15 protein-coding genes and 1 tRNA gene are annotated in these 21,224 nt (G+C 62.3%); 8 read left to right on the top strand and 8 right to left on the bottom strand.

Going from position 1 to position 21,224, the window contains the following annotated elements; all coding sequences use genetic code 11:
* Window positions 1-9: 9 nt before the first annotated feature.
* Window positions 10-2,859: an aminomethyl-transferring glycine dehydrogenase gene (gcvP, locus tag MK6180000_RS13315; protein ID WP_138935169.1), complete on the top strand. Its 2,850-nt coding sequence runs from the start codon at window positions 10-12 to the stop codon at window positions 2,857-2,859.
* 65 nt (window positions 2,860-2,924) lie between these two features.
* On the opposite strand, the gene MK6180000_RS13310 is transcribed toward gcvP, so the two are convergent.
* Window positions 2,925-5,435 (bottom strand): ABC transporter permease, encoded by a 2,511-nt coding sequence (locus tag MK6180000_RS13310; RefSeq protein WP_138935168.1) that lies wholly within the window; start codon window positions 5,433-5,435, stop codon window positions 2,925-2,927.
* A complete protein-coding gene (locus tag MK6180000_RS13305) occupies window positions 5,432-6,100 on the bottom strand; it encodes an ABC transporter ATP-binding protein (RefSeq protein WP_138935167.1) in 669 nt (222 codons plus the stop codon). Before MK6180000_RS13305 ends, MK6180000_RS13310 begins: the two co-directional genes overlap by 4 nt.
* Between MK6180000_RS13305 and MK6180000_RS13300 the strand changes: the two genes are divergently transcribed.
* The gene (locus MK6180000_RS13300; protein WP_246040522.1) at window positions 6,099-6,827 is read left to right on the top strand and encodes an arylesterase; all 729 of its coding nucleotides are present in this window, start codon (window positions 6,099-6,101) and stop codon (window positions 6,825-6,827) included. The two genes, MK6180000_RS13305 and MK6180000_RS13300, sit on opposite strands and share 2 nt — an antisense overlap.
* A 69-nt stretch (window positions 6,828-6,896) precedes the next feature.
* Here the strand turns inward: MK6180000_RS13300 and MK6180000_RS13295 are convergent, their stop codons facing one another.
* The 4 genes from MK6180000_RS13295 to MK6180000_RS13280 form a co-directional block, all read right to left on the bottom strand.
* The gene (locus tag MK6180000_RS13295) at window positions 6,897-7,103 is read right to left on the bottom strand and encodes a cold-shock protein (RefSeq protein WP_138935166.1); all 207 of its coding nucleotides are present in this window, start codon (window positions 7,101-7,103) and stop codon (window positions 6,897-6,899) included.
* A 658-nt stretch (window positions 7,104-7,761) separates the two neighbouring features.
* Window positions 7,762-9,429 carry an energy-dependent translational throttle protein EttA gene (gene ettA / locus MK6180000_RS13290; protein ID WP_138935165.1) on the bottom strand — a complete coding sequence of 556 codons (1,668 nt, stop codon included), beginning with the start codon at window positions 9,427-9,429 and terminating at the stop codon, window positions 7,762-7,764.
* Between the two features lie 82 nt (window positions 9,430-9,511).
* The gene (locus tag MK6180000_RS13285) at window positions 9,512-10,543 is read right to left on the bottom strand and encodes an EAL domain-containing protein (RefSeq protein ID WP_138935164.1); all 1,032 of its coding nucleotides are present in this window, start codon (window positions 10,541-10,543) and stop codon (window positions 9,512-9,514) included.
* Window positions 10,467-11,387, bottom strand: coding sequence for a GGDEF domain-containing protein (locus MK6180000_RS13280; RefSeq protein WP_138935163.1), 921 nt, complete (start codon window positions 11,385-11,387; stop codon window positions 10,467-10,469). The genes MK6180000_RS13285 and MK6180000_RS13280 overlap by 77 nt, the downstream gene beginning before the upstream one ends.
* Before the next feature lie 196 nt (window positions 11,388-11,583).
* On the opposite strand from MK6180000_RS13280, the gene MK6180000_RS13275 reads away from it, so the two are divergent.
* From MK6180000_RS13275 to MK6180000_RS13265, 3 genes are all read left to right on the top strand, one after another.
* Window positions 11,584-12,195 carry a nicotinate-nucleotide adenylyltransferase gene (locus MK6180000_RS13275; protein WP_138935162.1) on the top strand — a complete coding sequence of 204 codons (612 nt, stop codon included), beginning with the start codon at window positions 11,584-11,586 and terminating at the stop codon, window positions 12,193-12,195.
* 150 nt (window positions 12,196-12,345) lie between these two features.
* Window positions 12,346-13,773: a D-alanyl-D-alanine carboxypeptidase/D-alanyl-D-alanine endopeptidase gene (dacB, locus tag MK6180000_RS13270; protein WP_342777722.1), complete on the top strand. Its 1,428-nt coding sequence runs from the start codon at window positions 12,346-12,348 to the stop codon at window positions 13,771-13,773.
* Between the two features lie 103 nt (window positions 13,774-13,876).
* Window positions 13,877-13,950 (top strand) — tRNA-Cys (locus tag MK6180000_RS13265).
* Window positions 13,951-13,990: 40 nt separating this feature from the next.
* On the opposite strand, the gene MK6180000_RS13260 is transcribed toward MK6180000_RS13265, so the two are convergent.
* Window positions 13,991-14,965 (bottom strand): DNA topoisomerase IB, encoded by a 975-nt coding sequence (locus MK6180000_RS13260; protein ID WP_138935160.1) that lies wholly within the window; start codon window positions 14,963-14,965, stop codon window positions 13,991-13,993.
* Window positions 14,966-15,447: 482 nt separating this feature from the next.
* The gene (locus MK6180000_RS13255; protein ID WP_138935159.1) at window positions 15,448-16,620 is read right to left on the bottom strand and encodes a lytic murein transglycosylase; all 1,173 of its coding nucleotides are present in this window, start codon (window positions 16,618-16,620) and stop codon (window positions 15,448-15,450) included.
* 308 nt (window positions 16,621-16,928) lie between these two features.
* Here MK6180000_RS13255 and MK6180000_RS13250 point away from each other — a divergent pair, with 308 nt between their 5' ends.
* From MK6180000_RS13250 to MK6180000_RS13240, 3 genes are all read left to right on the top strand, one after another.
* Entirely contained in the window at window positions 16,929-18,893 is a 1,965-nt protein-coding gene (locus tag MK6180000_RS13250) for a polysaccharide biosynthesis protein (RefSeq protein WP_138935158.1), read from the top strand.
* A gap of 153 nt (window positions 18,894-19,046) precedes the next feature.
* The gene (locus MK6180000_RS13245; RefSeq protein WP_138935157.1) at window positions 19,047-19,700 is read left to right on the top strand and encodes a protein-L-isoaspartate O-methyltransferase family protein; all 654 of its coding nucleotides are present in this window, start codon (window positions 19,047-19,049) and stop codon (window positions 19,698-19,700) included.
* 52 nt (window positions 19,701-19,752) lie between these two features.
* Window positions 19,753-21,210: a TolC family outer membrane protein gene (locus MK6180000_RS13240; protein WP_138935156.1), complete on the top strand. Its 1,458-nt coding sequence runs from the start codon at window positions 19,753-19,755 to the stop codon at window positions 21,208-21,210.
* The last annotated feature ends 14 nt before the right edge of the window (window positions 21,211-21,224 follow it).

The following is a 21,224-nucleotide window of genomic DNA, read 5'->3' as shown; positions in this document are numbered from 1 at the left end:
GAGTGTGACATGGCGTTCGAGCCCACCGATTATCTGCCTTATGATTTCGCCAACCGCCGCCATATCGGCCCCTCGCCCGACGAGATGACCGAGATGCTCAAAGTCTTGGGGGCGAGCAGCCTGAACGCTCTGATCGACGAGACTGTGCCAAAGGCGATCCGCCAGAAGGAGCCGCTGGATTTTGGCAAGGCCAAGTCAGAGCGCGAGCTGCTGCACCACATGCGGCAGGTGGCAGGCAAGAACAAGGTTTTGGTGTCGTTGATCGGCCAAGGCTATCATGGCACGGTGACGCCGCCGGCGATCCAGCGGAACATCTTTGAAAACCCGGCGTGGTACACGGCCTATACGCCGTACCAGCCCGAGATTTCGCAAGGCCGGCTAGAGGCGCTGCTGAACTTCCAGACTATGATCAGCGATCTGACTGGGCTTGAGATCGCCAACGCGTCGCTCTTGGACGAGGCAACGGCCTGCGCCGAGGCGATGACGACGGCGCAGCGCGTGGCGAAATCCAAGGCCAAGGCGTTCTTTGTCGACCGCGACTGCCACCCGCAGAACATTGCGCTGGTGCAGACACGCGCAGCCCCGCTGGGCATTGAGGTGATCGTCGGCAATCCGGACAAAATGGACGCGAGCAAAGTGTTCGGCGCGCTGTTTCAGTACCCCGGCACCTATGGCCATGTGCGTGATTTTACCGATCACATCGCACAGCTGCACGCCGAGGGTGCTATTGGCATCGTCTCGGCCGATCCGCTGGCCCTGTGCCTGCTGAAAGAGCCGGGCGCAATGGACGCCGATATCGCCGTAGGCAGCACGCAGCGCTTTGGCGTGCCGCTAGGCTATGGCGGGCCGCACGCCGCCTACATGGCCTGCCGGGATGACTACAAACGCGCGATGCCGGGCCGGATCGTGGGCGTCAGCATCGACAGCCACGGCAACCGGGCCTACCGCCTGAGCCTGCAAACCCGCGAGCAGCATATCCGCCGCGAGAAGGCGACCAGCAACGTGTGCACCGCACAGGCGCTGCTGGCCGTCATGGCGTCAATGTATGCAGTTTTCCACGGGCCGAAGGGCTTGCAAGCCATCGCGCAGCGTATCCACCGCAAGACCGTTCGTCTGGCCAAGGGTCTAGAGGCCGCAGGATTTCAGGTAGATCCGCAAGCGTTCTTTGACACGATCACCGTCGATGTCGGCCCCTTGCAGGCCGCCGTTATGAAATCGGCACTGGACGAGGGCATCAACCTGCGCCGCGTGGGCGACACGCGCGTTGGCATCTCGTTGGACGAATGCACGCGGCCCGAGAATATCGAGAGCGTTTGGCGCGCCTTCGGGATCACGGACGCCGACGATGACTTCACGCCCGAATACCGCGTGCCCGAAAATATGCACCGCACGTCCGAGTATCTGACGCATCCGGTATTCCACATGAACCGCGCGGAAACGGAAATGATGCGCTACATGCGCCGTCTCGCCGACCGCGATCTGGCACTGGACCGCGCGATGATCCCCCTGGGTAGCTGCACGATGAAGCTGAACTCTGCCGCCGAAATGATGCCGGTCAGCTGGCGTGAGTTTTCGCGGATGCACCCATTCGTGCCGCGCGATCAGGCCGAGGGATATCACGAGCTGATCGACGATCTGAGCGCAAAGCTATGTGATATTACCGGCTATGACGCAATTTCGATGCAGCCCAATTCGGGCGCGCAGGGTGAATATGCGGGCCTGCTGTCAATCGCTGCCTATCACCGCGAGAACGGCCAAGACGGGCGTAACGTCTGCCTTATCCCCACCAATGCGCATGGCACCAATCCGGCCAGTGCGCAGATGGTCGGCTGGAAGGTCGTGCCAGTCAAATGCAACGAACGCGGCGATATCGATCTGGACGATTTCCGCGCCAAAGCGGACAAACATTCAGACACGTTGGCGGCCTGCATGATCACGTACCCCAGTACGCACGGCGTATTCGAGGAGACGGTGATCGACGTGTGCAAGATCACGCACGAGCATGGTGGGCAGGTCTATATCGACGGGGCTAACATGAATGCGATGGTGGGTCTGTCGCGTCCCGGCGATTTGGGCGGTGACGTGAGCCACCTGAACCTGCACAAGACATTCTGTATTCCGCACGGTGGCGGCGGGCCGGGTATGGGGCCTATTGGCGTCAAATCGCACCTGATCCCGCATCTGCCGGGCCATCCGCATACGGGCGGCACTGAGGGCCCGGTTTCCGCCGCGCCGTTTGGCTCGCCCTCGCTGCTGCCGATCAGCTGGGCCTATATCCTGATGATGGGCGGCGAGGGACTGACACAGGCGACGCGGGTGGCAATCTTGAACGCCAACTACATCGCCAAGCGTCTGGAGGGGTCGTATGACGTTCTGTATAAGGGTGAAAACGGTCGCGTGGCGCATGAGTGCATCCTTGATACCAGGCCCTTTGCCGACTCGGCGCACATCACGGTAGATGATATTGCCAAGCGTCTGATCGATTGCGGCTTTCACGCGCCGACGATGAGCTGGCCGGTTGCTGGCACACTGATGGTCGAGCCGACCGAGAGTGAGACAAAGGCCGAGTTGGACCGCTTTTGCGACGCGATGCTGGCGATACGTCAAGAAATTCGTGACGTCGAAGAGGGCAAGATTGACGCAGAGAATAACCCGCTGAAGAACGCTCCGCACACTATGGAGGATCTGGTTCGCGACTGGGATCGCCCCTACAGCCGCGAGCAGGGCTGCTTCCCGCCGGGCGCGTTTCGCGTGGATAAATATTGGCCTTCGGTAAACCGCGTCGACAACGTTTATGGCGACCGGAACCTCGTCTGTACTTGCCCACCGATGGAGGCGTATGCCGAAGCGGCAGAGTAGGATTGCCGTTAAGAAACATGGAAAAGCGGGCTTGGCGGCCCGCTTTTTTATGGCATTTCGTTCGGCTACTCCCGCGCCCTCAGCACCTGCGCGGGACGCGCGGCAAGGGGACGCAGCGAGAATGCAAGTGCGGTCAGCAGAGTGACAAGCACGCCGCCGCAGACGATCACCAGCGCCGAGGGCCAGAGGACGCGGTACTCAATCTCCAGCACGTAATGGCTGACCGCCCAGCCGCCAATCGCGCCCACGCCAATGGCGATAACACCGGCCGCCGCACCCAAGAGAACCGCGCGCAGCGCGAGGCTGGCCAGTATCCGCGCGCGCGATGCACCTAGTGTTTTCAGCACTGCAGCCTCAAAGATGCGCGCATTTTGATCCGCCGCCGCCGCGCCGATGAGCACCAGAAAACCCGTCAGCAGCGTCGCCGACGCCCCCCAAGACGTGGCCGCTGCCAGCCCCTTGAGCAGTTGCGCCACCCGGTCGATGGCGTCCCTGACAGCAATGCCGGTGACGTTGGGATAGGTGGTCGAAACCTCGCGCAGGATGCGCGCCTCAGCGCCGCCCTCGGCATAGACGGTCGCGATAACACTGTGCGGCGCGGCCTCCAGCGCGGCGGGGTTCATCACCATGATAAAGCCAATGCCGGCGGTTGAGAAATCCACGTCCCGCAGGCTGGTGATCGTCGCAGTGATGTCGCGGCCAAGAACGTTAACCGTAATCTCGTCACCGATTTTCAGCCCCATCTCAAGCGCCTCCTCGGCGGCAAAACTGATCTGCGGTGGGCCGTCATAGTCCTCGGGCCACCATTCGCCGGACGTCACGGTGCCGTCTGCCTTGGCGGCGTAGGTGATGCCCCGGTCGCCTTGAACCACCCAGTGGTCGCCCGCGACCTCTGTGGCATCTTGGCCATTGATTGCGGTGATTATGCCGCGCAGCATTGGCGCGCTATCCACGCGAGTTACGGCAGGATCGCCGTCCGTCATCGCGCGAAAACCGTCCATCTGATCGGCCTGCAAGTCGACAAAAAAGAAGGACGGCGCACGGTCCGGAAGGTTCCCGGTGATCGCGCCGCGCAGCGTGCCGTCGATCTGGCCTACCGCGGCAAGGACCGTCAGGCCAAGGCCCAGCGACAGCATCGCAGGCACCGCCGTGCTACCCGGCCCGCCAATTGCCGCCAATGCCCAGCCCAGTGCCGGACGCCCGCGCGCCAATGGCCGCATCAGACGCGCGAGGCCCTGCACACCCCATGCGGCCATCCACAGCAATGCAAGCGCGCCAATGATGCCGCCCGCCGTCCAAAGCGTGAGGCGCAGATTGCCCGAAAATGCCGCCGCCACCGCCAGTAAGGCCGCGACCAGCGCTGCGATCAGCGCCAGCATCGGCCAGCGCGGCAGGCGGCGCCCACCTGCGCCGCCATCGCGAAAGAGGCTGGCGGCGCGAATATCTTCGATCCGTGATAGCGGCGCGAGGGTAAATATCAGCACGGCGAGCGCGCCATAGATCGCCGCCTCGGCCATGGGCCGAGCGTAGAACGCAAAGCTGGCCGGAACCGGCAATCGCGCCTCAATCACCGGGCCCAGCGCAACAGGTACGCCCGCGCCAAGCAATATCCCCAGCAAAAGGCCCAGCCCCCCGATCACGCCGATCTGTATGAAATACGTTGCAAGCACCGTACCGCGATCCGCGCCCAGCGTGCGCAGCGTGGCGATGGTGGCGGTCTTGCGCGCCAGATAGCTGCGCACGGCCGAAGATATGCCGACGCCGCCCACCGCGAGCCCGCTAAGCCCGACGAGGATCAGGAACGCGCCCAACCTCTCCACGAACTTTGAGATACCGGGTGCGCCCTTGCGGGCGTCTTGCCACTCGATCCCATTGGTGCCTAGCGACGCTTTCGCCTCTGCCTCGAGTGTCGCCAAGTCAGCGCCCGACGGCAGATCCAAGCGGTAGCGCGTGGAAAAGAGCGTACCCTCGCGCAAAAGGCCCGACGCCTGCAATGCGCCCGTTCGCACCAATGTGCGCGGCCCAAGGGCAAAGCCTGCGGCGGCGCCGTCAGGCTCGTCTACCAGCGCGGCCATCAGGATAAAGTCCTGCGTGCCGAGGCGAAAAGTATCGCCGATTTCCAGCGCCAACCGCGCGATTAGGGCGGGGGCCATCACCGCGCCGGGCATGTCGCCGCCTCCGTTCAGCGCTGCCTCCAATGGCATTGCCGGATCAAGGCCGACCGCGCCCAGCAGCGGATAGGCGGCATCGACCGCCTTGACCTGCGTCAAAGCACGATCGTCACCGGCCACTGCGAGCGAGCGGAAATCAACGATTTCGGATACCGCCTCTGCGCGGCTGTCCATCCATGCGCGCTCGGCCTCGGATGCAAAGCGATAGGTCAGCCCTATTTCGGCGTCACCGCCGAGCAGCTCAGCGCCCTTTTCGCTGAGCCCTGCCTCGATGCTGGTGCGGATCGTGCCGACGGCTGCGATGGCCGCAACGCCCAGCACGATGCAGGCCAAGAGGATGCGAAATCCAGCCAGGCCCCCGCGTAATTCGCGCCCGGCCAGCTTAGCGGCGATGCGCAGATTCATGCGATGCGCCCGTCCTGAAGCGTTACAGTCCGGTCGCAGCGCTCCGCCAGAGCGGCATCATGCGTCACCAGCACCAGCGTCGCGCCGTGCTGGGCGCTAAGATCAAAGAGCAGATCAATGATTGCGGCGCCGGTGGCACTGTCCAGATTACCGGTCGGCTCATCCGCCAATATCAGTCTGGGGCGCGGCGCAGTGGCGCGGGCCAGCGCGGTGCGCTGCTGTTCGCCGCCCGACATTTGCGATGGGTAATGCTTGGCGCGCGCGGCCAGACCGACAGCCTCCAACTGCTCGGTTGCACGGCCCATGGCATCGGGCGCACCAGCAAGCTCTAGCGGTACGGCCACATTCTCTAGCGCGGTAAGCGTGGGGATCAGGTGGAACGATTGAAAAACAACGCCCATATTCCCGCGCCGCAACCGCGCCAGCGCATCCTCGCCCAGCGCGCCAAGGTCCTGCCCAAGCGCGCTGACCTGCCCCGTCGTCGCCCGCTCGAGCCCGCCCATCAGCATCAACAGGGACGACTTTCCCGACCCGGACGGACCGACCAGCGCGAGCGCCTCACCCTCGTTCACATCCAATGAAATTCCCTTGAGTATCTCGATCGCACCTGCGCCTGATCTAAGTGTAAGGCCAGTATTTTTTAACGAGACAATCGGAGAAGACATGAATATGCGCCTGTGTATAAAGAATTTATTCGAATATGGTGTTAAAGGCCTGCGTGGCAAGGCGATTATCACTGCTCTTGTAGCAGCGTCTCTGGTCGGTGCGCCCGCCCTTGCGCAAGATACCGCGGTGCCCGGCGAGGTGCGCGTGATGGCATTTGGCGATAGCCTGACCGCCGGGTACGGACTACAGCGTCAGGACGGCTTTGTCGCGCAGCTTAGTGTATGGTTGCGCGAAAATGGTACGTCGAATGGGGTGCCAGTACGGCTGATGAATGGTTCGGTTTCGGGCAGCACGACGGCGGGCGGTGCACGGCGCCTTGACTGGGCGCTGGACGACGCGCCGGATGCGTTGATTGTAGAGTTGGGCGGAAACGACCTACTTCGCGGTGTCGACCCCGCCGAGACGCGCGCTAACTTGGACAAAATCCTCGCCACGGCGAAACAAGAGGGCATTGAGGTTCTGTTGGTTGGATTGATCGCCAAAGATAATTACGGTCCAGATTTCCGCGCCGCCTTTAACGCGATTTACCCCGATCTGGCGAAGAAATATGGCACCTTGCTGGAGCTGGATTTCTTTGCGGCATTGCCGGAAAAGAAGGCCGATCAGATACCTTATTTGCAAAATGACGGCACGCACCCAAATGCCAAGGGGATTACACTTGTCGTTGCTGATATCGGGCCGAAGGTGCAGGAATTGATCGCTCAGGTCTTGCAGGATCGCGAGTGACAGAGGCTATCACGCGCCCACGAAAAAGGGGCCCCGCGGGGCCCCGATTTACCATCTATCGCAAGAGGCTTAGGCCAGAGCGATGTTCGACGCCGACTCGCGGCCATCACGGCCTGCTTCGATGTCAAAAGTAACTTTCTGGTCGTCTGCCAGGCCGGTCAGGCCAGCGCGCTCAACAGCGGAGATGTGAACGAAAACGTCCTTGCCGCCACCATCGGGTGCGATGAAGCCGAAGCCTTTTGTCGAGTTAAACCATTTCACGGTGCCATTGGCCATACCGTAGTCTCCTTAGTCTTATGCTGCCCGCGTCGTGCGGCAGCCCGGCTAGTCAGTGCAAGATCGAGTGCCTGTGCCGTGAGGAGCAGATGGTCGATAGAGGTAACGTCGCGGGGATCATATACGCCTGACGAGCACATTTTGCAAGTGGTAAACAAATCGTGTTGGCGTCTATCCGCCGCCCCGATGCCGCCAAAGTGCAGCGGGCAAGCGCCGCAGGGTAGGGGCGATGACGGCTGGATAGTCGGTCTGTCCCACGAGCAGCCGCCTTCAAGACGGCAGATTCGGCGAAGACACGCTGAAAAATCGGCTGCACCCGGTCGTGCAGTCCTTTAGTATCACCGATAGAGCGCCTGTGTCCAATAGCGCGATTCGCTAACCATTAAACGCTGCCGCCCCTGATGCGCGCGCCCGATCCAGCAGATGCGCGTCAAATTCCCACTGCAGTGGGAGGTGAATGGCGGCTGTCCACATCATTCCCCAGCGGCGCGCCATTTCCTTAGAATACGAAGCGCGCGTTCCGCTCTAACAGCGAGAGATTGGTCTGCAAAAAGAGGCAATCTGCCGTCTGTTCAGTCGTCGCGCGTCCAGTTTTTTCGGGCGCGCGACGCCGAGGATTTACTCGGTAGGCAGGGACCATATCAAAGGTCGTAGCTATTTAGCGGGCGAACTTCTTGTGCTTCATGCGCTTGGGCTGTGCGGCATCCTCGCCCAGACGGCGCTTTTTGTCCTCTTCGTAGTCCTCAAAGTTACCCTCAAACCACTCGACATGCGCGTCCCCCTCGAAGGCGAGCATGTGCGTGCAAATCCGGTCAAGGAAAAAGCGGTCGTGGCTGATGACTACGGCGCAGCCTGCAAAATCGACCAGCGCATCCTCAAGCGCGCGCAGCGTCTCGACGTCCAGATCGTTTGTCGGCTCGTCAAGCAGCAGAACGTTACCACCCGAGCGCAAGAGGCGCGCCATGTGGACACGATTCCGCTCACCGCCCGATAGCAGGGATACCTTTTTCTGCTGGTCGCTGCCCTTAAAGTTGAACGCCCCGCAATAGGCGCGTGCGTTCACTTCGGCGTCGCCCAGCTTGATGATGTCTTGGCCGTCGGCAATCGCCTCCCACACATTCTCATTCGGGTCCAGATCGTCGCGCGACTGATCGACGTATGACAGATCGACAGTTGTTCCCAACTCGATCGTGCCGGCATCGGGCGTCTCCTCGCCGGTCAGCATCTTGAAGAGGGTAGATTTACCCGCGCCGTTCGGCCCGATCACGCCCACGATGCCACCGGGTGGCAGCGAAAACGTGAGGTCTTCGATCAGCAGCCTGTCACCCATTGCCTTGCGCAGCCCCTCGACCTCGATCACCTTCGAGCCAAGGCGCTGGCCGTTTGGAATGACGATCTGCGCCTTGGCGAGCTTCTCGCGCTCGGATTGGTCGGCCATCTCGTTATAGGACTTGATCCGCGCCTTGGATTTCGCCTGACGCGCTTTGGCACCTTGGCGCATCCATTCCAGCTCTCGCTCCAGCGTCTTTTGTTTGGACTTGTCCTCACGCGATTCCTGCATCAGGCGCTTGTGCTTCTGCTCCAGCCACGCGGAATAGTTGCCTTCGTAGGGGATGCCGCGGCCGCGATCCAACTCAAGAATCCAACTGGTGATGTTGTCCAGAAAATAGCGGTCATGCGTGACGATCAGGATCGTGCCGGCGTAGTCCATCAGGTGCTGTTGCAGCCATGCAATCGTCTCGGCGTCGAGGTGGTTGGTCGGCTCGTCCAAAAGCAGCATATCGGGCGCCTCTAGCAGCAGCTTGCACAACGCCACGCGGCGGGCCTCGCCGCCAGACAGGCTGGTGACGTCGGCGCCATCCGGCGGGCAGCCCAGCGCCTCCATCGACACGTCAATCTGGCTGTCCAGATCCCATAGGTTCTCAGCGTCGATCTGGTCCTGAAGGTTTGTCATCTCCTCCATCAGTTCGTCCGAATAATCCTCGGCGATCTGCATCGCGATCTCGTTGAAGCGCTCCAGCTTGGCCATTTTCTTGGCAACGCCCAGCATCACGTTCTCGCGTACCGACAGGGTCGGATCCATCTTTGGCTCCTGCGGCAGATAGCCTACCGTCGCATCCTTGGCGGCCCATGCCTCGCCGGTATAATCTTTGTCGAGGCCGGCCATGATCTTCATCAGGGTCGACTTACCCGAGCCGTTGACGCCCACGACGCCGATTTTTACCCCGGGAAGGAAGCTGAGATGAATGTTCTCAAAGCATTTCTTGCCGCCCGGATAGGCTTTGGACACGCCTTGCATATGATAGACGTATTTGTTGGCTGACATGACGGTACTCTTTCCTTAAGGACGGGCGGATGCGCCCCCGGCGCTGCGTTCGACTGTCATGTAACCGCGCTGAGTGGCGAATTCAAACGGATGTATCGCGCCATTCGTCATTGGCGTCCGCAGCGCCGCCGGGGGACGACTTGTCTGGAGGCATCTGTTGGGCTGCGGGCACGTCGCATATCCTGATCGGCGTAGGAAATGGTGTATGGGCGCGTAGCCATTCGCAAAGGTCTGGCAGGGGCATAGGGCGCGCTAGGCCATATCCCTGTGCTAGCGGGCAATTCGCGCTGCGGAGGATATCAAGCTGGTCCTGAGTTTCGATCCCGGCGGCAATCACATCGACCCCCAACAGGGCGCACAGCCGGATGACTGAGCGGGTGATGACCCGTGCGCGCGCATCAGTTTGCAGACGGCAGATCAGGCCGCGGTCCAACTTGATCGCGTCTATTTCAACCGCAGACATGTGCGCCAACCCGGCATAGCCGGTGCCGAAATCGTCCAGCGCGACGCGCACGCCCAGTGCGCGCAGGCGTGTGACGGCAGAGGTCACATCCAGCTCGCCCCGATCCATGATCGTGGTCTCCAGGATCTCGATGCAGATCGCGTCTGGCGGCAGGTCGCGCGATTGCAGCGCCCAGTCCAGCAGTGCGGGATAATCGGCATCCGACAGAATCGAGCTGGACACGTTCAGGGACATGCTCAGATTCGCAAAGCCCTTGGTGCGTAGCGTAGCCAATGCATCTAACGCGGCATTCATGGCGAGGTAGTCGATCTCACTTAGCAGCCCGGCCTGTTCGGCGGCAGCAAGAAAGGCACCGGGTGCCAAGAGGCCACGCATGGGATGGCTCCAGCGCAGCAACGCCTCACAGCCGCTGACGCGGCCCTCGCCGATATGCAGGATAGGCTGCAGATGCACGCAGAACTGACGCTGCTCAACGGCAACCAGCAAATCGCGGCTCAGATCCTGCTCGGCGCGGTGGCGGCGGCCCAAGGCGGCTGTGTAGAGTACGGCACGTCCGCGCCCGGCCTCTTTGGCGCTATAAAGGGCCTGATCGGCCTGCCGCATCAAGGCCTCGCCGTCCGGTTTGCCAGCCTCGGCGCCTGTACCGGGCATCGAGGCGCCAACCGATACCCCCGGAAGCAGCGTGGTCCTTCCACGTGAGGGGGCGGGCTGCGGCGGCTAACACGTCCTTGGCGCGGCGCATCAGGCGGGCCGGGTCGCCAGCGTCGAGGCATATTAGCAGAAATTCGTCGCCCCCCATACGGCAAACCAGATCGCCTTCCTCAACCGTGCCGATGAGTGCGGCGGCGACGTGGCGTAGCACAGCATCCCCAGCGGCATGGCCGAGCGTGTCGTTAATAGCCTTGAACTTGTCCAGATCCAGTTGCAGCACGCCCATTACGCCGCATTCCAGGCTGGCACGGGCCGCGTCCGAGGCCAAAAACCGCGAGAGTTCCTTGCGATTGCCGACGCCGGTCAGATCGTCATGATGGGCGGCATATTCCAGATCATCTTTGACCTCCTGCAGGGCAGACTGCACGCGCACCTGATCGGAGATATCGCGGCAGGTGACGACCACCATCTTTTGCGCGTCGTCTGGCCCCAGATCAATCAGCGCATGGCTCTGCTGATTCCAGAAAAGGGTGCCGTCGCGCCGCATATGCCGCGTCACGCGATACTTGCCAAAGATTGAGCTGCCAGTCTGGTAGCGGAAATTCTCCAGCTCCTCTGGGCTGGGGCGTGTGGCGGGCGGAGTGATCAGCTCGGCCGGATTGCGTCCGCGCGCCTCATCCAGTGTCCAGCCCATCATGCGCTGGATCGCGGGGTTCATCCACAGGACGCGGCCCCGAATATCCAGCAGCACGATACCATCACGCGCATGATCCAGAATGAGGCCGGCCAGCCACGCGCCGACGGGATCACTCAGGTCGGCCGCTGCCTGCAACGCGTCAGGCATGCTCAGGCGCAGCCCCGACTGCGCGCACGCGCGGCCTCTGCCGTCTCTTCCTACATGCGATGTCTCGCGCGTCACCCACTCACCCGTTCTTGCGCCCGTTCAAGCGACAACCATCACGCAACGCTCTTAATATCGGGTGGCCTTCGCCCAGCTTTGTGTTTAGAAAAATCAACGAATTTTAGGAGAATTGCAGGCCATGATCCCTACCGGCGGCCCGTTGCGCCTGCCTTTGTCGCGACCGGGCCGATCAATTGGCCTTTTGGGCGGATCGTTTGATCCACCGCACGCGGGGCATGTGCATATCACACGCGAGGCGCTCAAGCTCTTTGGTCTGGATGCCGTATGGTGGCTGGTCAGTCCTGGAAACCCGCTGAAGGCGCACGGCCCGGCCCCGCTGGAGCGGCGGATGGACGCGGCGCGCGCGATCATGCAGCACCCGCGCGTTCATATCAGCGATGTCGAGGCACAAATTGGCGCGCGCTATACGGCCCGCACGCTGGCCGTACTGCGCGCTGCGTGTCCGGGGGTGAATTTCGTCTGGCTTATGGGCGCCGATAACATGGTGCAATTTCATCAATGGCAGGATTGGCGCGAGATCATGGAGAGCGTACCCGTCGGAATTCTGGCACGCCCCGGTGCGCGGCTGGCGGCGCGTGCGTCGGTCGCGGCGCGCGTCTATGAACGTGCGCGCGTGCCGCTTGGGGAGGCGCGCAATCTGGGGCGGATGCAGGCGCCTGCCTGGTGTTTTGCAAACGTGCCCATGTTGTCGCTGTCGTCGACCCACCTGCGCGCGTCGGGGAGCTGGTAGGATGCGGTATCTGCGGCCATCGCACGAAAGCGTGAGGCGCCGCGCAGCAGAACGCGATTGCGGGCAGCGCCCCTCTGCGCTTTAATCCGCGCCATGTCTGCTGGCCCAACGCGACGCCTTTTCCTAAGCGGTGCCTTATCGGCGCTCGCCGTGGGTGCCCATGCGGGCGCCCCCGCCGTATCCCTGCGCCCGCAGATGCGCCCTCAAAAGCTGGGGCAGCCCCCGGATGCCGCCGATCTGATCGCGGCCGCCCGGCTGGACGGACGCGTCGGTTATGCGGTGATTGACATGACCACAGGTAACGTTCTGGAGGAGGGCGGCGGTGCCGACGGATTTCCGCCAGCTAGCGTGACCAAGGCGATTACGGCCCTTTACGCTCTGGACGCGCTGGGGCCGACCTATCGGTTTCGCACCCGGCTGGTCGCAACGGGGCCGGTGAAGGACGGCGAAATTCAGGGCGATCTGATACTGGTCGGCGGCGGCGATCCGCTTTTGGATACCGACGCGCTGGCCACCATGGCCGCAAATCTCAAGGCGGCAGGCGTGCGTGGCATCACCGGCGATTTTCGCGTCTATGGCGGCGCGCTTCCTTATGCGCGTGTCATTGACGCGGCCCAGCCCGATCAGGTGGGCTATAATCCTGCCGTGTCGGGCCTCAACCTGAATTTCAACCGTGTGCATTTTCAATGGGTCCGCGCCACGGATGGCTATACCGTTACGATGGACGCCCGCTCGGCCAATTACAGACCCGATGTGCGGGTCGCGCGTATGAGCATCTCTGATCGCAACAGCCCGCTTTATACCTATACCGACGGGGGTGATTACGACCAATGGACCGTTGCGCGCGCGGCGCTGGGCAAATCCGGCAGCCGCTGGTTGCCCGTGCGCCGCCCAGCGATCTATGCCGGAGAGGTGTTTGCAAGCCTCGCGCGCAGCCATGGCATCACGCTGGGCGCGGCCAAGGTGCAGCAGGATGCGCCTGCAGGTGACACGCTGGTGAGCCACCTAAGCGAGCCGTTGCCTGATATCCTGAAGGGGATGTTGAAGTATTCTAACAACCTGACCGCCGAGCTAGTGGGGATGACTGCCACGCTGGCGCGCACTGGCAGCGCGACGTCACTGGCCGCATCGGCGCGCGAAATGACGGCATGGGCGCGCGGCGATCTGGGGCTTGAGGGCGCGGATCTGGTGGATCACTCGGGTCTTGGTTCGGCCTCGCGGGTCAGCCCAGTTGCGCTGGCGCGGGTCCTGACCATTGCCCGGCGCAATGCCGCGTTGCATCCCATGCTCAAGGCGTTTCGCATGCGCGGCGCCAGCGGTAATTTCGACGACGCGTATCCCATCCACGTCGAGGCCAAGACCGGAACGCTGCATTTCGTCAGCGCACTGGCGGGCTACGCCACCGGGCCATCGGGCCGCCCACTGGCCTTTGCGATATTTGCCCACGATCCCGTTCGGCGCGAAGGGCTGGCAGGCGCGACCGATGACCGCCCACCCGGCGCCGCGTCTTGGAACAGGCGCGCCAAAGGGTTGCAGCAAGCCCTAATCGATCGCTGGGATGCAGCCTACGGCGGATAAGGCTTGGGCTGACATACACTCGCCGCCTCCGATGCGGCGATTGCCGCAAACCACTCTTGCACCGCCTCGCGCCATCCACTAATCGTATGCCACCACAAAGGCAGGCGAGTTGGCGGAGTGGTTACGTAACGGATTGCAAATCCGTGTACACCGGTTCGATTCCGGTACTCGCCTCCATTCAGGTCTCTTCTCGGCGCTTAGTCGCGAGAAACGAATTCTATTTTTCCAGATACGCTTGCAGCCGTTGCTCGGTTACGCTCAATTCGCGGGTTCCGCTGGGTTGGGGTAGCGCATGCTTGGGCGATTTTGCCAAGTCCAACACCAGAGGGTGGATATAGCTGTTTCGCGCAATAGCAGGAGTATTGTGTAGCCGCTCGGCGGCGGCCTCGGCCATGGCGGTGATGGTCGGAGTATCGGTCTTTTCGGCCACGGAAAATGCCGCGACCGTCCCTGCCCATGTGCGAAAGGTTTTGGCCGTCAGCCCCTCCATCCCGCTCGCGTCGGACAGATAGGCATTGAGACCGGCAGAGGATACATTGCGCACTGTGCCGCTATCATCCACCCACGTCAGCAGGTCCGCGCCGGGCAGGTCGCGAATACGTTCCAGCGCCTTCATCAGGCGCGAATCAGACAATTGGCGTCGCACGCGTTTGCCGCCCTTGCCGACATAAGAAATATGCAGGCGCCCGTCCTTTAGGCGCACATGGCGACCGGTTAGCGTTAGCGCACCGTAAGTGCCGTTTTCGCGCGTGTATTCTGGGTTTCCAACGCGCAAGGATAATCTGTCGATCATCGCAATTCCGGCGGCGATGGCGAACGCCTCCTCGCCGGGCTCCTTTGCCAGATCGCGGCGCATTTTGCGGCGGATAGCGGGCAGGGCGGCGGCAAAATCCGGCAGCGTCGAGAATTTGTTTTCGGCCTGTAGCGCAGTCCAATCAGGATGATAGCGATACTGCTTGCGCGCGCGGGCGTCCTGCCCGGTGGCTAAAAGGTGGCTGTTTCCCAGAGGTGATATCCAGACCCCCTCCCATGCGGGAGGCACGGCCAATGCATCAATCCGCGCGCGCTCGGCCTTTGCGGAAATTCGCGTGCCGTCCGCCGAAACGTAGGAGAATCCACGCCCGCGCCTCTCGCGCCGGATACCGGGACGGTCGTCAGGGTAGTATCGCAAAGAGGGCGGCAGGCTGGTCATGGGCGTCGTTTCCACCAAGGTAGTGACGCAACGGATTTTAGGCCCGCAGGGTTCCGCCCATTCATAGGCTGCCGGGGAACCGCAGGCGCGAAATTGAGTTTTAATAGCGCAGCCCGCTGGATCTGATTGTCCGGCGCGACTGGTCTAGACACCCCTTGTCAAGGAGGCACTCATGCCCGTTGCAGTCAATAATCCCGACCCTACAAATCCGGGGCCCAAGAACCCGGGAATGCCTGATCCGGCCCCGCCGCCTACGGAGGTGCCGAATGATCTCCCGCCAGAGGGTGTGCCAAACCCGCCCAAGGAGATGCCGAACGACCTGCCGCCCGAAGGTGTACCGCAGCCGCCCAGTGAAATGCCGAATAATTCGCCAAACGAGGTGCCCCCGCAACCACCGCGCGAGGTACCAGGTATGCGTAATTTTAGGGCGCGGCGGCGCGCCCCTGCGCTGCCCGCCGCCCGCGGTTGTCGTTAGGAAATCATCAGCGCAAACTACGCAGCAGATCCGCCGATGGCTCGCCATTGGCGGGTAGGCCCTGACTGCGCTGATATGCGCTAATCGCGGCCCGCGTATTCGGGCCGATGACGCCATCGGTGCCGTCTGTGTCAAAGCCCCTTGCCGTCAGCTTGGTCTGCAGCGCGATACGGTCCTTTTTCGTCAGGCCGGTTGCATCAGGCGGGAAATCGCCCTTCAGCGGTCCTGCGCCGCCAATCCGGTCGGACAGGTGTCCGACGCCAATCGCATACGCATCGGAGTTATTGTAGCGCTTGATCGCGCGAAAATTTCCGGTCACGGCAAAGCGCGGACCGCCTGCCTGTGGCTGGATCACGGTGCCACTTGCGGCCTCGCCGGGGGCAAGTTCGCGGCCCCATTTTGTGCCGCGCGTCCAGCCGCTTTTCGCCAGATACGCCGCGGTCGAAGCAAGCGCGTCACTGGGATCTTCGGACCAGATATCGCGCCGCCCGTCGCCGGTGAAGTCGACTGCAAACAACTCGTACGAGGTCGGAATGAATTGCGTGTGACCCATCGCGCCCGCCCAGCTGCCCAGCATGCGGGGGGCGTCAATGTCGCCGTTCTGAATTATCTTCAGCGCCGCAACCAACTGCTTTTCGAAAAATGCGCCGCGCCTCCCGTCAAAGGCCAGTGTCGAGGTGGCCGAGATGACCGGCACGTTTCCGCGCCGCTCACCATAGAAGCTCTCGAGCCCCCAGATCGCGGCGATGATTTGGGCGTCGACACCATAGCGGGCCTCCAGCGCGCTCAACGTCGTGCGATGGCGCGCGAAGGCCGCGCGGCCCTTGGCAATCCGTTCGTCAGAGGCGGCGATAGACAGGTAATCCTCCAGCGTGCGGGTGAATTCGGTCTGGTTGCGATCCCGCTTGACCACGCCGGGCAGGTACCCCGCGCCGCGAAAGCCAGCGCTCAGCGTGCTATCGGAAATGCCGTATCCACCCGCGCGGGCGCGAAATGAGTTGACCCACGCGTCATAAGCACTGTTCGCGGTAGGACGTAGATCGTCCGCAAGCGGGGCAGGCCCGCTGGCCTCGGATGCACCGGCCATCACGCCGCCGCGCATATCGCCGCAGGCCGACACGCCCAGTGCCGCCAATCCTATGCCAAAGTGTCGCCGTGTTAATCTTGGATTACCGCTCATGCCTGCCTCGTTTTGTTTGAGTTTTGCCTCAGCATAGTGGATTGCGCGCGCAGGCAAAAGCGGGTCCGCGCGCCGCGTGGGGATTATCGCCGGTGGGCGCGGACGGGATATTTGCTGGCCAGCCCGCCCTAGGCGGTACTGACCCACGCGGCGCGCACCTGCGCAGCAGTATCTGCCTCCATATACCTTGCTGCACTTAGCGCGAAATTGCGCTAGCAAATACACGCAGGGGTTGCGAAAATAACCCAAATGACGCAAATACTAACGAACATGGAGTCCATGCGCCAAGCTGAGGAAAGCACGCCCGAATGCTGAACGGCGCCCTAAATCACCTTCTGAGCCTAAAACGCAGCCACAAGCGTTTGCTGCAGCTGGCGGCTGACGCTGGTTTGCTGCTGCTTAGCTATGTTTGTGCGACTGCGCTTGGCGGTGCGGCTAGTGCGATGCTGCTGCCATCCTTCTGGGCGGCCGCCGCGATATTCGTGCCAGTCAGTCTGCTGATCTTTGTGCGGCTTGGGTTTTACCGGGCGGTTGTCCGATATCTATCCGTGCAGTTGTTAATGACGATCTTTGCCGGGGTGATCGCCTCGGCGGCAGTTCTGATTAGCGCGATTAACATGACCCAAGTGCCGCTGCCATGGAGCGCCGCGCCGATCTATTTGCTTATCGCGATGTGCGTATTGGGCGGATTACGCATGGCCCTGCGGGAGGTACTGCAACGACATGCGTCTGAGGGTCGCAAGCCGGTGCTGATCTATGGCGCCGGACGCGCGGGGCGGCAATTGCTTAGCTCGCTGCGCGAGCACGCAGATTTCGTGTCTGTCGCATTCGTTGACGACGCGGCCGAACTGCACGATTCCGAAGTGGGCGGCATCCGTATCCATGATCCCAGTCGTCTGGCCCGTCTGGTGCAGATGCACGGGGTCAAGTTGGTGCTCCTGGCTGTTCCAAGCGCATCGCGCGCTGAAAGACGCGCGATCGTTGAGCGGCTGGAGAAGCTGCCGGTGCGGGTCCAGACAATCCCCGGTATGTCCGCGATCCTGTCGGGCAAGGCCCGGCTGGAGGATCTGCATGACGTCGCCATTGAGGATTTGCTGGGCCGCGACCCTGTTCCACCGATGGAGCCGCTAATGCGCGGCAACACGGCGGGCAAGGTGGTGATGGTCACTGGCGCCGGCGGATCGATCGGGTCCGAGCTGTGCCGCCAGATCGTCCTGCAAGGGCCGCGCATTTTGATCCTGTGGGAGCTGTCGGAACTGGCGCTTTATACCCTGAATAACGAGCTGAACGATACGATCACGGCGCAGGGTCTGGATGTACAGCTGGTGCCGCTGATGGGGTCGGTGCAAAATCCACGGCGCCTGTCAGCCGCGCTAAAGCGGTTCGGCGTGCAGACTATCTACCACGCCGCCGCGTACAAACACGTCCCGCTGGTCGAACAGAACGTTGTTGAGGGGCTGCGTAACAACGTATTCGGCACCGAGGCAGTGGCCGACAGCGCCATAGCTTCAGGCGTTGAGTCGGTCATTCTGATATCGTCCGACAAGGCGGTACGCCCGACCAACATGATGGGCGCCTCCAAGCGGCTGGCCGAGCTGGTCTGCCAAGCCGCCGCGCGCAGGCAAAATGGCACAATTTTTTCGATGGTGCGTTTCGGCAATGTTCTCGGCTCATCGGGGTCGGTCATTCCCCGGTTTCGCCAGCAGGTCGAGCAGGGAGGCCCAATCACAGTGACGCATCCCGAAATGACACGCTATTTCATGACAATCCCCGAGGCAGCACAGCTGGTCATTCAGGCGGGCGCAATGGCGACCGGGGGCGATGTCTTTCTCTTGGATATGGGCGAGCCGCTCAAGATCGTGGATCTGGCGGATCGCATCGTGCGGCTATCGGGCCTGACACCTTACCGCGTCTTGCCCGCGCTGCATCCCGATATCGGCCAACCCAGCGCGAAGGCGGCCCAGCCCAGGGGCGATATCGAGATCTGCTTTACCGGGCTGCGCCCCGGAGAAAAGCTGTTCGAGGAGCTGTTGATCGGCGATAGTGCGGGCCAGACCCAGCATCCGCGCATTATGACGGCGAGTGAGACATTCCTCGGCCCGGACCGGCTGGACCAGCTGCTGGATGCGCTGCTGGCGGCCTGCCAGAGGCAGGATATTGCCGCGCTGCGCCGGATCATTGCCTCGGCGCCGGTCGGCTATACGCCGATTGGTCCGACTGCTGACCTTTTGAGCGGGGATGAGGACGCGTTGCCACTCGTGGCCATAGGATAATATCAGGGTGACGCCAAACCGCCGATCCAGTGATGGCCGCGCGGCCCAGCCAAGGCCGATCTATGGGTGGCCCCTCGGGCCACTGCACCGTTGCTCACGCCCATGTTCTGTGGCAAAACCCGTTCCAACGCACCTGAACGGACGAGTTTAGCCATGACCGATTACGCACAGCGCCGCACTATGATGGTAGACACCCAAGTCCGCCCGTCGGATGTGACCAAATTCCCCATTATCGACGCTATGCTGCAGGTCCCGCGTGAGGCGTTCGTACCGCGCCCCCTGCGCGAGGCGGCCTATATGGGCGAAAACCTCGATTTGGGTGCAGGCCGGGTAATGCTTGAGCCGCGCACGTTGGCCAAGATGCTGGATGCGCTGGATATTCGCGGCGATGATCTTGTCCTCGACGTCGGCAGCGCGCTGGGCTATTCCGCCGCTGTTATCGCGCTCATGGCCGAGGCTGTTGTCGCGCTGGAGGAGGACGAGGCGATGAGCGCTGAGGCCGAGGATTTGTTGAGGGAGCACGGGGCCGACAATGTGATCGTCCACACCGCAGCGTTGGCCGGCGGCGCGCCAGAGCATGGCCCCTATGACGTCATCGCTATTGAAGGCGCCGTGCAGCATTTGCCGCATGTCATCACCGACCAGTTGAAGGATGGTGGGCGTATCGCGTGTCTCTTTATGGAGGGGGCGCTGGGCGCGGTTCGCATTGGCTACAAATCAAATGGTAAGATCACTTGGCGATTTGCGTTCAATGCCGGTGCGCCAGTGATGCCCGGCTTTGAAAAGCACGCGGCCTTCATTCTTTAGCGCTTAAATCTTCGTCGGGGCCCAGGCGCCCGATTGTCGAAAGGACGATATAATGACAATCCGCTCACACACGGGACGGCGCAAACCGGCGGGCACAATTGCTGGACGGGCGCGTGGCTGGATCGCCGTCGCCGTCATGGCCGCCTTAGCGCCTGCCGCCTATGCCGATACGCTGGCAGACGCGCTGGCCGGCGCGTACAACACCAGTGGCCTGCTAGAGCAGAACCGCGCCCTGCTGCGCGCCGCTGATGAGGATGTGGCTGGCACCGTTGCTGGACTGCGCCCGATCATTAGCTGGTCCACGGACGTGACGCGCAGCTATTCCAAGACCCGGAGCGGAAGCAGTGTTAGTGCATCGTTCAGTAACTCTAGCTCTGGCTCGACCAATCTCAACGCAGGTATCACCGCCGAATGGCTGCTCTATGATTTTGGCCGCACGCAACTGACCATTGACGCTGCCAAGGAACTGGTGCTGTCCACACGCCAGTCGCTGGTCAGTATTGAGCAGCAGGTGCTGCTGCGCGCTGTTCAGGCTTATATGAATGTACAGCGCAACACGCGCTTTGTGGCACTACGCCGCAATAACGTGCGCGTTATCGGGGAATCTCTGCGCGCCGCGCAGGATCGCTTTGACGTGGGCGAGGTGACGCGCACAGACGTCGCGCAGGCCGAGGCGCGCCTGTCGCTGTCGCGCAGCAACCTTGCTACTGCGGAGGGCGATCTGAAGCGCGCGATAGAGGAATACATCGCTGTCGTGGGCAAGAGCCCCGGTGACATCTCACAGCCACCTAGCCTGCCCAGACTGACGCGCAGCGAGGAGACGGCCAAGCAGGTCGCCCTGCGCAGCCACCCAGATATGCTGGCCGCCCAGCACGACGTTTCTACGGCCAAGCTAAATGTTTTGGTGGCCGAGGCCGCGATGAAGCCGCGCGTCTCGCTTAATGGCAGCCTTGGCGTGACCGAGCGCCTGAATGGAAACACCTCGGCCGATAGCGGTAGCTTCGGTCTTCAGATCGGCGGGCCCATCTATCAGGGGGGCGCGCTGTCCTCGGCCAAGCGGCGCGCGTTTGCCCAGCGCGATGCCCAATTGGGCGCGCTGCACGTCACGCGCGACCGGATTCGCCAGAATGTCGGCAATGCTTACGCCATTTTGCAAGCCGCCCGCGCCTCTGCCACGGCAACCGCCGAGGCGGTGCGCGCCGGCCGCGTCGCCTTTGACGGCGTCAATGAGGAGGCCAAGCTGGGCGCACGCACCACATTGGACGTGCTGAACGCCGAGCAGGAGTATCTGGACGCGCAGGCCAACCAGATTTCGGCGCAGGCCGATGTTTTTATCGCCGCCTATTCCGTGCTGGAATCCACCGGAGAGCTGACGGTGCGCGACCTGCAACTGGCAGTGCAAAGCTATGATCCAGCAGCCTATTACAACTTGGTCAAGGACGCGCCAGCGGCCCTAAGCGAACGTGGCAAGTCGCTGGACCGTGTGCTGCGCAAAATCGGAAATCAGTAAAACTGCGCCTATCT

This window comes from Roseovarius arcticus (assembly GCF_006125015.1).
Lineage (GTDB): Bacteria > Pseudomonadota > Alphaproteobacteria > Rhodobacterales > Rhodobacteraceae > Roseovarius > Roseovarius arcticus.
This window is presented reverse-complemented; position numbering and strand designations above follow the sequence as displayed.